Origin of the sequence: Ruegeria arenilitoris (assembly GCF_013030985.1) — a bacterium.
Lineage (GTDB): Bacteria > Pseudomonadota > Alphaproteobacteria > Rhodobacterales > Rhodobacteraceae > Ruegeria > Ruegeria arenilitoris_B.
This window is the reverse complement of the sequence record NZ_WPYP01000004.1, coordinates 347,840-361,777: the sequence shown is the minus strand read 5'-3', so window position 1 is coordinate 361,777 and position 13,938 is coordinate 347,840. Positions and strand designations below refer to the sequence as shown.

Sequence of the window (13,938 nt, the reverse complement as noted above, 5' to 3'; positions counted from 1 at the left end):
TCCTGATCGCCAAGCGCAAAGAGGTGCTGAGCATCGACGCGATGCCGGAAGACCGCGATCTGGACTTCCACAAGGTTGAGACGGTTCACTGATCTATCAACGAATCGCAGAGAGGGCGAACGGAAGAACGCCCTCTCTGAATCTCAGAGATCCTTAACATGTTGACCGCGGTTGAAATACTGTAATAGCAAAGGGACTCAACGTGGTTACGCTCATCTGTCGAGCGTATTGAAAACGTGGTGATAGCCACGGTTGTTTTTGACAAAATCCTCTGTAACGGAAATGCAGCTTATGGCCAGGTTTTGGCTGGAAGCTGAAAGTCAGTACGACCATCTGAACAGTACTAAGGAGCGTCTCGTGCGCTTTGCGCAAGACAAAGGTCTCGACGTCGGGCAAACGACGTTGAAAAACGTCACGACTCATTTGGATGGCAATCAGATTAACGGTGACCCAGCACGGTGGGTTACATTCTTCTGTTTTTGGTATCACCCCAGAGCGTTGTGGGACTTTATGATGAATGCGCTCGAAGTTGCAGAAACCGACGATCATTACCAAGCTATTGCGACGAGCCTCGCCGAGCACATATTGGCCCACTACGGGTCAGTGATTCCTCACTTTGAGGGTTTGGCGCAAAAGGACGATAGCTTTGCGCGGATGCTGACAGGTGTGTGGCGCCACAGAATGAGTGACGATGTCTGGATGCGCTTGCGGGTGATCCAATCTAGAGTTGACGACCCATTGCCAACATTGATCCCGATTGAAAATGGCGTCGAGTATATGGCTGAAAATCTGAGCGAATTTGACCGAATGACCGCCAACAAGGGCCGCTATCTGCCGGATGAGAATGGCGCTTGGAGGCATCGTTCCGAGTTGAATGGCCGAGACGCTGGTTGTGATTGAATCCTGATCGCCAAGCGCAAAGAGGTGCTGAGCATCGACGCGATGCCGGAAGACCGCGATCTGGACTTCCACAAGGTTGAGACGGTTCACTGATCAACGTTTTAAAGAAACAGAAGCGGGCGTGTCTGGCGCCCGTTTTCTTTTTGGAGCGGATTCCTACTACGGCTATGTCCGCTATGCGGATAAAGCGGACTTTCACCCGACTTGAACTCGAACACACTTCGACAAGTTTTCAGTTGACGGCTTGAAAAAACTGCCCGTATCCCGCAAGCATTCAGCAAATCATTGCTACTTTCGTTGAACGCTTGGTGACGGAGTTTTTGGCTTAAGTGACAAAGTTCAAAGGATTATGATGCGCGCAGTCGTATTGGTTTTTTCGCTTGTCTTCTTGGTGTTTGCTGGAACAGTTCGAGCTCAGAGCGTCATTCCTCTTTCTGAGAAGGGCGGATTATACGCAGCCTACGTGGTTCCGAGTGATGACTTCGACCGTGTGGACGTGCAGTTAATTGTTCTTTCGGGGGCGTATGATGATCCGGAACCATCCGGTACAGCGCATCTAACTGAGCATCTGGCTGCGTTTTCAGCGGATGCCACAATACTCAGAAAGCCCCGCGAACGCGACATCTATGCGACAACGCATAACGTATCGACGGTATACACGAATTCCGGAGTACCTTCTGACATAGAAATGTTGTTGCAGCTGTCTCGGGCCGTTCTTGACACGCCATCGCTGCCGGCAGGATTTGCGGAAAGCGAAATTGATATCGTTCAACGGGAAACACAGTTGCGCGAAAGACAGTCTCCGCTCCGTTGGCTCCGAAGAATTGCGCTTCAAAACCTCTATGGCACTCTGCGCGGTCGGGCAAACAACACCATTGAAGATCTTTCCAAATTGAACCTTGAGAAGGCTTATCAGTTTCACGAAACACACTATGCGCCATCCAATGTGACGTTAATCGTGTCGGGGAAAACTGAACCTGATAAAGCCGAGGAACTCGTTGCTCGTATATTTGGGGACACTGAACCTTCTGAGGCGCCTCAGAAACCCTGGTTGGACCACAAACCGGATCCCGAGCTCAGGTTTGTCGAACGCATCAGGTCGGACAAGCTGGCGCATGACACAGTCCAGTTTGCGAAATTCGTGGACTTCGAAGATCGGTCAACCAGCATTGATATGCAGGGCGCATTTTTCATCGCCAGCGATATTTTGAAAGAAAGGCTCTACAAGGCCCTGTACTATCAAGACGAGCGCGTTTTCAGCGTCGACGCCGACTGGTTTCTTGCCAAGAATGCTGACCTAGAACTTACCATAGATTTGCACCTGATGCCCGGTTTCAGCTTGGACGCGGCGCACAGCCATCTGACAGAGACTCTGGCCAATTTGTTGAACGAACCGATCACCAGGGATGAAATCAATCAAGCGCGCCAGGCGCAGGTCGTCTCGGCCCGGAATGCCACGCGCCGACCCGTAGCGTTTCTATCATTCCTGGAGAACGTGGCTTCTGATGGCTTCCCCCCTATCACCCCGTCGGTATTTGTCGAAATCTTGAACGATACCACAGATCAGGACGTTATTGATTTTGCCGAAAAGGTCATCAAGCCATCAGCGACATCTGTCGTGTTGGCCGAAAAAGCAGAGTAACATGCAAACACTCAAAGGCCGTTTCTTTGCCACTCTCTTTGTGGTTCTCAGCCTGCTGTCTGCTCAGCAGGTCCGGGCAGAGTTGATCGCAACGACTGGCGATGCGAATATTGCTTTTCTGACGCCTCTGAAGAACGGCATTTCGGAACTCACCTTGGTTTGGCCGATTGATCGACCGACAACAGAACGGGTGGCCGCCTTACGTGCTGGTCTCGCAAGTGTCGTGTCAGGAGGAACATCAAGCCGTTCCTCACACAAAATTGCTAAGTACAAGCAGTTGAAGGGGATCAGGCATTACATCGAAACAAGTCGCCATAATCTGATGCTCACTGTCTCGGCGCCAAACGAGGTCTTTCCAGAGACCCTCGTCCACCTCGAAAATCTCTTGCTTGAGCCGGAATACTCAGACGGCTGGTACGCAAGAGAGCTGCAGTATACCAACCCTATCAAGTCTACCAGGACCAGAAGGCCAGAACATGTTCTGAATGAAGTGGCGAAATTCCTGGAGTACGAACCTGATGAAGCGGAAGCCGAGGTCGGGGATGGCAAATTTCGTTTCGGCCAGCCCATTCAGGCAATACTGAGATCTGGGGATGAAGAAGTTGAACGCCGCACCCTTCGACTGGTCAACAAGCTTCCCCGCCCGAAAGGAAAGTGGGAATTGCCTTTCGCAAAATGGGCTGAAGCGTTGATGGGTACGAACGAAGAAGCCTTCACCCTTCCGACGGGTGTCATTCACTTTGCCGACCCCGACTCTACCGAGATGCTGATCCTTTTTGTCAAAGCTGAAGAGTTTGCAGATGAGGCTGACCAGGTTGGGACAAATGTCTTGGTAGATTACATCGGCGCAAACCAAGGGTCCGAGATGTTTCGGATCATCCGCCAGGAAATGCGCGCGGCTTACGATCCACGCTCAGACTTCGTTGTGATGGGAAAGAAAAAGGCAATTATCTCATTAAGCGCAACAGTTGAGGCGGTAAGGTGGCCCGAGATCCATCAGAAAATAAGGGAAATCTACCAGAGTGTCCGCAGCGGGAAGATTGAACAGGAAGGATTGGAGCTTCAGTTCGGTCAGTTGGACCGGACTTACTATCGCGACTTTTTCACTGAGCCTGCCTGGGGAACGCGGCAATACCTGCACGAGTATCCCGAGGGTGCGGACGGCACTATAGAAATTCCGCTTTTTGGAGTGTTTCAAACACTGTTGTTGGAGGAGACGGCAAAAAACTCAAATGAGCTTTTACCGCCTTTGGACGATTTTCTTCTCATTCTGATCGGAGGAGGAAACTCTCCTTCTGACACCATGCAGTCAAAAGGATACTGTTCGCTGCCGAAAAGCACCCCCTTAAGGTATTGCCTTGACGTTCTTTCCAATGCTGAAAGCTTATAGTTGAAACGCAGTTGTTGCTAAAATCGTCAATTCAATCGAAAGACTAGGGTCAGGACTCACAGCCAGTATATGACGATTGCCGCGAGAGCGATGACTGACAGGAAAGCCCTTGGGCAGCGGTAGTATGTCTCGCATCACCGCCTTTCACCTAGCGGGACTGAATGTCCGGTTTGCGCGATCCGCGGTTTGCTGCGCAAGCGAAGCTACGAAGGATGGCGAAGGTCTGGTAAGGGCTCTAAGAGGACCTCGGAGCAATCGCAGCATCCTGTGATATTGGATCGCGTCAACGTCGGGTTGTCGTTGTGGGTGGGCACGGCGGATCGGAGGATCAGTCATGGAAACACCAAACTTACCTGCCATTCGCGCACTTCGCCCAGCCTGGAACAAAGGCCGTATCGTGGGTCAGAAGCGCCCGCTGAAACCATAACATGTCTGGGCAATCCGTGTTCGCCTCGAGCTTGCCGACAACCATCGCGATCTTGCACTCTTCAATATGGCAATCGACAGCAAGCATCGCGGCTGTGATCTGGTGAAGATGAAGGTGGTCGAAGTCATATCATCGGGTCAGATCAAGGAACGCGCCTCAGTTCTGCAAAGCAAGCGCATACGGAACCCATTCAATGAGGCGCACGAAAACCACCCAAATCTACAAGAAAACTGGCAATCTCAGAGCGGTTCAGCTCTTGCTAGGCCATACCAAGATGGACAGTACAGTCCGGTATCTCGGCGTCGAACTCGAGGATGCCTTGGCCATCGCCGAAGCCATTGAGATCTAGAGCCAATGGGTCGCCTTCGCGGGCGGCCCAAAGCTGCCGTGCACGTTCATGCCAAATGCTGCGCCGCGCCTTCCTCGAAGCGGACATACATTGAAGAAATCTAAGAGCCTCATCGATTAAAAAACGACAATGAGTCCCATTACCGTACCCCAGAGACAGATCCACGGCTGAAACTGTGCTTTTACGGGCGGCGACCGATTATCGCGCATAAGGTGTGAACGCGAAATCTTGTCAACTCAGACAAAGTAAGTTAGCACGACCCAGGGTGGTATAACTATAAGTTCTTGCAACCTGTGTATATTCACAATGTTGGTTCAAAGGACGTCTGACAAGAATTGAATGAATGTTAGCGGAAACTGAGAGTTTTGAACCGGTCACCGTAAAACCGATACAAAGAAATGCGTCAGCCTTTTCAGTACTCAGAAAGGTAATGCAAAACCCCGTCGAGGGCTGGCCGGACTCCTTGTACGAAGATTTCATCTTCGAAAAACAAATCCTTGGTAACCGTGTTGTCCTGACCAGCGATCCAGAAATCGTAAAGGGCGTTTTGCTTAGTCAGCAGTCGGATTTTCCAAAGCCGGAAATCGCACAATCGATAATGTCACGATCCATAGGAAAGGGCTTGCTGACTGCAGAGGGTGCAGAATGGAAGTTTCTGCGCAAGGCGACAGCCCCGGTCTTTCAACGCAAGAGCTTGTCAAACTTGCTTCCGCATATGATTGCGGTGGGCAAAGAGGTTGCACAGCAGTTTAGATCCAATCCCGGCGAAATTGATGTCCTGCCCTCTATTTCAAAGGCGACCTTTGAAACGATTGCAAACACATTGCTCTCGGGTGAAGAAGATAATCTGGACTATGAACGCATCTCTAACGACGTTCACAAGCTTTTGGCTTTTGTTGCTAAAGTCGACCCATTGGACTTGTTCGAAGCGACCAGAAATCTCCCCAAACCATGGGCGCGCGCGGGGGTGAAAGCGGCAGGAAGACTCAGAGAAGATGCCATGAAAGCACTGTCCAATCGTAGAAAATCCGATAACGCAACCGATGATCTGTTGTCTCTTTTATTGGCTGCCCAAGATCCGGAAACCGGAAAGAAACTGTCTGAGATCGAATTGAGGGATAATATCGTGACCTTCATCGGCGCAGGCCGAGAGACGACCTCACACGCTATCGCGTGGACTTTCTATCTGTTGGCGAACAGCCCCTTTTGGCAAGATCAATTGGTGGATGAGCTTTCAGAAGTCTTGGGTGAAGCCCCATTGACTGCAGATAATTTAGGGCGATTAAAAAAGCATGAGATGGTTCTGAAAGAGGCGATGCGGCTGTACCCTCCGTGCCAGGGCATGCACCGCGTTGCCGCAGCAGATGTCGAGATCAATGGCTTGAAACTCAGAAAAGGCGATATGGTCTTTCTGGCCACATATCCGATGCACAGACACAAGAAGCTCTGGGAACGGCCCAATCACTTTGAACCGCGCCGGTTTGATGCGCAGAGAATGTCGTCATACCATCGGTTTCAGTATATCCCGTTTTCGGCTGGGCCGCGTATTTGCAGTGGCCTAAAATACGCGATGTTCGAAGCCACGGCCATCCTCGCCAGCGTCGTCCGTACGGTAAGGCTGGCTCCGGTCGAGGGGTTTGTCCCATATCCCAATTCACGCATAACCCTTCACGCAGAAGGCGGTATGAAACTGCGCGTTTCGCCACGCCATTGACGCTTTGGGCTCGGAAGCGATCAAATCAGGACACGTTATGAACATCGATCACAAGCCTTTTGAACCAGTCACAGTGGACACCCTGTCTGAAGGCGCATCGAACTTTGCCCTTCTCAGGAGAATGTTCAGAAATCCAGTCGAGATATGGCCTCGCAAGCTGTACGAAGACTTCACGCATGAAGTAAATTTCTTCGGCAAGCGCTATGTGCACGTAACCGATCCAGACATTGTTCAGGACGTGCTACTAAAGAACTACACCCTGTTTCCACGTTCGGAAATCTGGCAGTCAATTCTCAAACGTGCGGGCGGTGAGGGGTTGCTGACAATCGAAGGGGAACGCTGGAAGTTTCAACGCAAGGCCACGTCTCCGATTTTCCGCTCGATTCATCTGAACAAACTTTTGCCCGGCATTATCCGCATCGCGGATGAGACAGCTGAATTGCTTTCATTGGAACAAGGTCCTGTCGATGTATTCGAAAAGATGGACAGGGCATCGCTCAAGGTTATCGTGCAAACACTGCTGTCGGGTGAAGGGTCTGATTTGAACGCCGAAGCGATATCCAAAGATATCGACCTGTATCTTGAGTATAACGGCCGGATTGATTTCTTTGATCTCTTCAAGATTACGCGCGACTTGCCGAAACCCTGGGCCCGAAAGGGCAGGGACGCGGTTGAGCGTCTGCGGGAAGAGTGCACAAGGACTATCGGGCGCCGCCGTCGTTCCGGCGTGGAAAGCGATGACCTGTTGAGTATGCTGATTTCAGCACGCGACCAAGACACAGGGACTGGCTTGTCCGACATTGAGGTTAGAGACAACCTTATTACTTTCATTAGTGCAGGCCACGAAACTGTAGCTTTGACCCTTTCGTGGGCAATGTATCTGTTGGCCAACAGTCCAGAGTGGCAGGAGAAGCTGCTGGAGGAAGTAAACGAAATCTGCGGCGATGCCCCACTACAGCCGGATCACATCGGCAAGCTAAAAAAACACGAATTGGTTGTGAAGGAGGCGATGCGATTATTCCCGCCGGTCTATGCGCAGGAAAGGGTTGCCTTGGAGGACGTGACGTTTCCGGATGGCACCTCTGTTCGCCGCGGCGACACTGTGGTTCTGGCTACATATCCGATGCACCGGCACGAAAAGCTCTGGGAGAATCCCAACAGGTTCGACCCTGAGCGGTTTGCACCGGACCGAGCCAAAGGCCATCATCGTTTTCAGTTCATTCCATTCTCGGGCGGACCGCGGATTTGTATTGGAATGGGGCTTTCAATGCTGGAAGCTGTCTCTATCCTAGCCTCGATTGTCAGGTCGAATGAGATAAAACCTGTAGATGGTCATACACCTTATCCGACATCTCGTATCGTGCTTCGCCCGGCCGGAGGGGTGAAGCTGTACTTAACGCCAAGAAAGTAACCTTTTTTATAAAGGGCGGCGGGAGGGGCAAGCCCCCTCAATCAACCATCTGAGTATTATGCCGCATGCTCAGTTGAGTGCTTTGTTTATCAGCACCATCGTATCAGTCCAGGCTTCGCGGGCACCCTGCGATAACTCGGACATGCCGGTGAACCCATGGATAAGGCTCGCGTAGACCCGCATTTCTACGTTGGCGCCGGCCTGTCGCAGTCGCTCAGCATAGGCCAGATTGTCGTCCAGATATGGGTCGAATCCCGCTGCCAAAATGATGGCTGGGCACACGCCGGCCAAGTCATCTGATGCCGGTGTGGCAAGCGGATTCAAAAGGTTCTTCGGGTTCGGCGTGTAAGCATCATTAAACTCTTGAATCTCGTTCAGATCCAAGAGGAACCCTGATCCGAGAGTGGCAAAAGACTGCCGCGCCGTTGATCGCTCGGTATTTGGATACCAAAGAATCTGCAGGCACGGTGGGATGGGGGCTGATCGGCGGTGATTGGCGACCACGGCCGCCAAATTACCACCAGCGCTGCCACCCGCTAAAGCGATCTTGTTTGGATCGATGCCTAACTCCTGATGGTTTTCGGCCACAAAATCGAAAACTGCGAGGCAGTCCTCGATCGCTGCGGGAAACGGGTTTTCTGGAGCAAGACGATAGTCAGGGACGACCACGATACTTTGCGTATCCTTGGCCATTCGATTGCTGGTTCTGCGATGGCTTTGAGGTGATCCCATTACGTGACCCCCGCCGTGAAAATGAATAATAGCACGCGCCGAAGAAGGCAGTCCTGTAGGACAATGCAACTCACACTTGATGTCGTCACCCGGCCCAGGAACGGTAAGGGTTTTAATGGATACATTCGAATCTAATCGGTGAGCTAGCCATGCACCGCGGATATCCAGATCCTTTCGTTTTTCTTCCAGAGTTGGAGGATTTTGAGGATCTGGCGCAAACTTCTGACAAATAATCTGCATCAACGGGTCAAGGCGTTTGCCTTCTACTTCTACCGGTTTCCCCGCAATAATCTTCAATACCGGCATTGGCGCGCGTGCAAACGCACGTACCACATATTCCAACAATTTGTGCCGGAAAGTAACGGGAGTAGCTGTAATCAGCTCACTAGATTGGACAAGATTTTCAGGCAGGTTATCCGCTCGCTCAGGTTCGAATATTTGTTTGTCAAAACAAACTGCTAGCAAAACTTGGTTTTGTCGGCAACAAGCTGGAAATCTAAAATCACCATTTCCACTGATCCTCCCCGACTGAAGTGGTCCACTACTATAGTTAAGAAAACGGAGGAACCAAATGGCGAACAAGGGAAACTGCTGAGCCCCGCCCATCGCAGTGCCTGCATCAACCATGTGCGCTCCAAACTGCGGGTCTCAGAACGCCGCACGTGTCGTGTCCTGAAACGGCACCGATCCACACAGCGAAAACTGCCGAGAGGTCAAGCTGACGAGGAGCGACTGGTGGCGGATATGATAAATTGGCCCGCCAGTATGGTCGCTACGGCTTTCGCCGGATCGCAGAGCTGCTGAGAGATTTGGGCTGGCAGGTGCATGGCAAACGGGTCGAAAGACTTTGACGGCGGCAGGGGCTTGAAGTGCCAATGAAACAACCAAAGAAGGGGCGGCTCTGGTTGAATGACGGATCATGTGTACGGCTGCGGCCAAAGCATCGAAACCACGTGTGGAGCTATGACTTCGTGTAGGCGCGGATTATTCTAATGTCATATATGGCTTAAAACTTGTCCATTTATGACATCCCCTATTTTGTAAGGCCAAACACGCGCAATGTCGCGTTGCCGATGGCTTGCGATGTCGGGAACCTGTGGTTGGGGTCAACCCAGAAGAAATCATATAGGAAACTGAAGAAATCGCTTTTGTAAGGCTGGTCAGCGTCGGTTTCGTCGTAGCGGTGCTTCTCCATCGGACTCCGGCCAGTATAGTGCTGGAAAATCTGCGCGAGCCGCTGAATTGTTTCTTCCAGATTTTCATTTTGCTTCGGTCTGGCACGCGGACGCTTGTGCTGTTCCAGCGCCTCGCCGATCAGGAATTGAATCTTCGGCAATTTTTCTTGAACCGCATCTACGAGATGTTCGCTGTAGCCAAGACATTCGTGACCAGAATCCAAAGAGTCTTCAAAGTAGTTTTCCGGCTCGTTACCCATACCCACCTCGTCAAACTCCCATTGGATGGAGGGTGGCAGGTTTGAAAGCTGCTCCAGCAAAGAACTGATGGTCTTGTCCAGCTTGCTGTAGATCGCTTTGCGCTCTTTCGCTGGTAGTGGTGTTATGCGCTGGTCTTTGGGGTGGTTGTGCTGAGCAATCCAACCAATGTCCGCAACAAACCCTTCCGCGATTGGTAAGGGGAGTTGCATCTGCTTCTACATGTTTTCGAAATCCAATTCGCTTTTCTTATCCTGACTATCCAGCATAGACCCTAAGCCTGTATTGTTGTCTAACGTATGGTTGCTGTGTGGTGCCCTATGTAACGTAACCTATACGTAGAGCGCTCAATCCCTTGCTGCTTTGCCTATGTAGGGTAACGTTACTGAACAACCCGCAGAGCTGAGGTTCTCTTATTTCAGGCAGCGAACGCTATGTCTCTTGGGCACGGCCTTTGAGGCGTGCCGCACTGCTCAAGAAGTAGATGGTGGCAAAGCGTCGTAAGAAAAGGGAACACACCTTCATGCTCCCCTTTCCTTGTTGCTGCTTGGCAGCTTTAGCCAGTCACGCCGATTTGGGGGCAATTCTTCGTCTGCATGGCCTGCGTGATGGCGTCGTAGTTCCCTTTGGCTGCCGCCAATTGGTCGGCGTGATCCTGTGTCGCAGCCATAGCCAACGCGGCAGGCCAGAACAGAACCAGCGTCACGCCTGTAATGACTGCGTCATCCGTAGCCGCTTTCTTTTGGTCTGCCGTCAACTTGTTAACGTTGCTTGCAATCTGGTTGCGCTCGGCGTGCAATTGCTGGCACGAACGCCCATCAAAGATAGCCGGGCTGACATACGTGGCACCGACCTTATCCGGCGACTGCGCGCAGGCAGCAACAAAAGGCAACAGGGCAACGGCAGTGAAAAACCTGCGCATGAAATACTCCTTTACATACATGCGGTTATGGTTCGGACTGACTACGAGAATGAGGCTTAACAGTGGCAATCCGAGACTTTTTCGGTGTCCGGTTTGAAATTTCTAGCAGGCACTGATGCGTACGGGTGTTTAACACCTAACCCACGTCGGGTTGAGAGATTCGACGTGTCCCGGGGTAACTCCGGTGTGGAGCCGCAGCATAAGCAGGCATGCCAATTCGTACCGCGTCGCAGTTCTTGAAATGAGCCCCATGTAATGGAGTGAAACTGAACAACCTTTGGTGGTGCCGCGGTTCCTCGGAGTTCGAATAGCGCAAGTCATCAAGACAACTCGTGCGCTTTGTCCAAGCGGACTCGCTGGCTAAATTGGAACTGAAACCAGCAAGCCGAACCAAGTTCACTTCCGATAATTTGCGGGGGGAGTTCCGAAGATGAATCACGTAAGCCTGTAACCCAGATTCTTGGAATCACCTGTTTTACATGGCTGCTGACTTCAATCAACACGTAAGACATCCACGGCTTTTGTGGATAAGTGCGCGGATAATTTGGTGTTGAGTACGCGTTTCATCTTAAAAACTAAAGGTTTCGCTCTGTTTGCCTAAAATTTAAGCAGCAAATTTCATGCTTGTTTTACAAAGACTTTTTGTGCCTTTTTTTCGCGCGTCAAAAAGAAACTCGGCTGTTGCGCGTTGTTTTTTGGCAACGCGATTGAAGTTCAGAGATTCGGTGTACAACCTTACCTAGCGGCACCCGCTCCAAATACCCGCCCCTAAGTCTCACCTTGCGACTTATCTGCCAAAGCGACGGATCGCAGCAATGTGAGGCTATTGAACGACCCGCAAAGGGGTGACCTGGACGTCCTAGCGCACGGCGCGTGCCAGACGGGCTGCAACCGATCCCGCTGCCCGTTGCACCGCATCATCTGCCAGATGTGCATAGCGCAGGGTCGTGGTCAGATTTTTGTGGTTCTAAATCTCCTTAAGGGTGAACTGGTCGATCCCGTTTTACATAGCAGCTGGGGCAAAGGTGTTTTGCAGGTCATAAATACTGACATCCTCCCAGCCAGTCTGCTACTTAGACATCTTCAACCATCTTTGTCATTCCTAAGTCCGAGACGTTTCAATTCGCGAGACCGTCGGTTGCCGTTCTCCTGAAGCGATTTCCACGTTTTTGGCTTTCGTGACTCGCGGTGCCACAGCCCAAGTGGTTCCTGTCCTTCGGCTTCGAGGACAGCTCTGAGATTGGTCCGATGACCTCTCTCAGGGCGGTTACGTTTGGGATCGCGATTATTACCTGATGGCTTGGTTTCCAGAAATCGTTCGAAGAAGCTACGTGTTGAGCCAATAAGAGATGCGCACAGAATGATTTCCACCAACAGCGCTAACCAGAATTCTGCGGGCATTTTCTCCTCGTTAGGCGATAGCAACCTTAACTTGCTGAAATCCAAAGTCTGAACGATATGACCACTAATCGCCATTTAGAATTGTGACTCGACGCCAGTCTTTTGTTCAAATGTGCCAATAATGATCAATCGCAGCACGACGGATGAATGGCGCAACGTCCTCCACTAGACCTCTTTTTCCGATTAGCTGACTGCCCTCAAGGGCGCAGAACGAATGTCCTTGCGAACGGCACGGGCCAAACGGGTCGCCACTGATCCAGCCGCTCTTTGAACCGCGTCATCTGCCAGATGCGCATATCGCAGGGTCGTGGTTAGATTCTTGTGACCCATGATCTCTTTCAGGGTGAACGGGTCGATCCCATCTTTCATCGCAACAGAAGCGTATGTGTGCCGCAAATCATGAATGCGGACATCTTCCAGTCCAGCCGTCTTACGTATACGTCGCCACGGTTTTTGCAGGTTGTTGAGCGGTCCGGTCTCAGACTCGCCCAATATGACGTAGGGGTTTCCCGGTTGCCGGGGCAGGTCCATCAGGATGTCCTAGGCTTCTCTCGGCAACGGGATGCGGCGGCGTCCGGTCTTGCTGTCCGGCAATTCCAGATGGTGCGAGGTTACATAGTCCCAGCGCAGCGTCAGAATCTCACTGAGGCGGCATCCGGTGTAGATCAGCAGCAGGGCCGAGACGACGTATACAGTCTCTGTGCCGTCTTCCAGCGCCTCGGCCAGTACTTTACCAAGCTGTATCTGTTCCGCGTCTGACAGATAGCGTTTCTTTTCTTCTTCGCGGAATTTCTTGATCCGGCGCGCGGGGTTTGATCCCGGCTGCCGCAAGCCCCAATCCTCGGCCAGATTAAACAGCTTCGACAACATGGCCGGCGCCCGGTTGGCCTGATAGGGGGTTTCGCGCAGCCCGTGGTGAAAGGTCACCACATCGGCGCGGGTTACCTCGGCAATCGGTATTGGGCCAAGTTTGGGACGGATGAACCGGCGGATCACGCTGTGATAGTCGCGGGCAGTGGTCGGCTTGCAATGCTGGTCGACATATTCCTCTAAGAATCGGTCACAGAGACCCGCAACGGTCGGTGCGTGCCGTTTGGCCTGTCTCTCAGCGGAAGGGTCCGACCCGCGCCACATCGCCCAAAGGCTGCTTTGCCTGCGTCCGCGCTTCCTCGGCGGTCAGAACGCCATGTTGGCCGATGGTGATCCGACGTGTCCGGCGCCCGGTCCGGTACTGAACCGGATAGGTCTTCTTGCCGGAGGGGCAGATTCGCAGCCCAAAGCCGCGCATGTCACGGTCCCAGACAAGGTACTCCTTGGCCTCAATGGAAAGACCCTCTACCGCGCGTTTGGTCAGCTTGAACATATCCAGAACACTCCTTTCTTCCGACCTGCTTCCGGAAGCTATACGGAAGCAAATGGCGGCGAATTCTGGAGTAACTCATGAATTCAAGGCGCAACGATTGTCAACTTAAATTACTGTTTTTGCTTCATTTTTGTCAGTGCGGCGAAATCTGGCGAAATGCGGAGAAATGGCTCTGGCCGTTCTTTTAATCAGTGGGTCGCAGGTCCGAATCCTGCACGGCTCACCACTTTTTTATTATCTGTGGTTTCGGTGCT

The 13,938-nt window shown here is 51.9% G+C and carries 12 protein-coding genes and 2 pseudogenes; 7 read left to right on the top strand and 7 right to left on the bottom strand.

Annotation, left to right across the window (positions count from 1 at the left end):
- The first annotated feature begins 291 nt into the window (after positions 1–291).
- The 6 genes and pseudogenes from GOX88_RS11535 to GOX88_RS11510 all read left to right on the top strand — a co-directional run bounded on the left by GOX88_RS11535 (position 292) and on the right by GOX88_RS11510 (position 7,833).
- Positions 292–900, top strand: a complete 609-nt coding sequence (locus GOX88_RS11535; RefSeq protein WP_217354216.1) for a DUF6869 domain-containing protein — start codon at positions 292–294, stop codon at positions 898–900.
- 349 nt (positions 901–1,249) lie between these two features.
- On the top strand, positions 1,250–2,542 hold the full coding sequence (locus GOX88_RS11530) for a M16 family metallopeptidase (protein WP_254436246.1): 1,293 nt from the start codon (positions 1,250–1,252) through the stop codon (positions 2,540–2,542).
- A 1-nt stretch (position 2,543) separates the two neighbouring features.
- A complete protein-coding gene (locus GOX88_RS23290; RefSeq protein WP_217354215.1) occupies positions 2,544–3,932 on the top strand; it encodes a hypothetical protein in 1,389 nt (462 codons plus the stop codon).
- Between the two features lie 439 nt (positions 3,933–4,371).
- Positions 4,372–4,708: pseudogene (locus tag GOX88_RS11520) on the top strand (hypothetical protein).
- A gap of 343 nt (positions 4,709–5,051) precedes the next feature.
- Complete coding sequence (locus GOX88_RS11515) at positions 5,052–6,422, top strand: cytochrome P450 (RefSeq protein WP_170401464.1); 1,371 nt, start codon at positions 5,052–5,054, stop codon at positions 6,420–6,422.
- Between the two features lie 37 nt (positions 6,423–6,459).
- A complete protein-coding gene (locus GOX88_RS11510; RefSeq protein ID WP_170401461.1) occupies positions 6,460–7,833 on the top strand; it encodes a cytochrome P450 in 1,374 nt (457 codons plus the stop codon).
- Between the two features lie 69 nt (positions 7,834–7,902).
- Here the strand turns inward: GOX88_RS11510 and GOX88_RS11505 are convergent, their stop codons facing one another.
- The gene (locus GOX88_RS11505; protein WP_302478190.1) at positions 7,903–8,805 is read right to left on the bottom strand and encodes an alpha/beta hydrolase; all 903 of its coding nucleotides are present in this window, start codon (positions 8,803–8,805) and stop codon (positions 7,903–7,905) included.
- 339 nt (positions 8,806–9,144) lie between these two features.
- On the opposite strand from GOX88_RS11505, the pseudogene GOX88_RS11500 reads away from it, so the two are divergent.
- Positions 9,145–9,539, top strand: a pseudogene (locus GOX88_RS11500) (IS3 family transposase); the annotation flags it as partial.
- A gap of 59 nt (positions 9,540–9,598) precedes the next feature.
- Here GOX88_RS11500 and GOX88_RS11495 read toward each other — a convergent pair.
- From GOX88_RS11495 to GOX88_RS23275, 6 genes are all read right to left on the bottom strand, one after another.
- Positions 9,599–10,210 (bottom strand): hypothetical protein, encoded by a 612-nt coding sequence (locus GOX88_RS11495; RefSeq protein WP_170401455.1) that lies wholly within the window; start codon positions 10,208–10,210, stop codon positions 9,599–9,601.
- A 344-nt stretch (positions 10,211–10,554) separates the two neighbouring features.
- Positions 10,555–10,920 carry a hypothetical protein gene (locus GOX88_RS11490; RefSeq protein ID WP_170430813.1) on the bottom strand — a complete coding sequence of 122 codons (366 nt, stop codon included), beginning with the start codon at positions 10,918–10,920 and terminating at the stop codon, positions 10,555–10,557.
- Positions 10,921–12,003: 1,083 nt separating this feature from the next.
- Positions 12,004–12,321 (bottom strand): hypothetical protein, encoded by a 318-nt coding sequence (locus GOX88_RS11485; protein ID WP_217354214.1) that lies wholly within the window; start codon positions 12,319–12,321, stop codon positions 12,004–12,006.
- A gap of 183 nt (positions 12,322–12,504) precedes the next feature.
- On the bottom strand, positions 12,505–12,852 hold the full coding sequence (locus GOX88_RS23285) for a tyrosine-type recombinase/integrase (protein ID WP_217354213.1): 348 nt from the start codon (positions 12,850–12,852) through the stop codon (positions 12,505–12,507).
- A 9-nt stretch (positions 12,853–12,861) separates the two neighbouring features.
- Entirely contained in the window at positions 12,862–13,455 is a 594-nt protein-coding gene (locus GOX88_RS23280) for a tyrosine-type recombinase/integrase (RefSeq protein ID WP_217354212.1), read from the bottom strand.
- The gene (locus GOX88_RS23275; RefSeq protein WP_217354211.1) at positions 13,427–13,684 is read right to left on the bottom strand and encodes an Arm DNA-binding domain-containing protein; all 258 of its coding nucleotides are present in this window, start codon (positions 13,682–13,684) and stop codon (positions 13,427–13,429) included. Before GOX88_RS23275 ends, GOX88_RS23280 begins: the two co-directional genes overlap by 29 nt.
- Between the last annotated feature and the right edge of the window lie 254 nt (positions 13,685–13,938).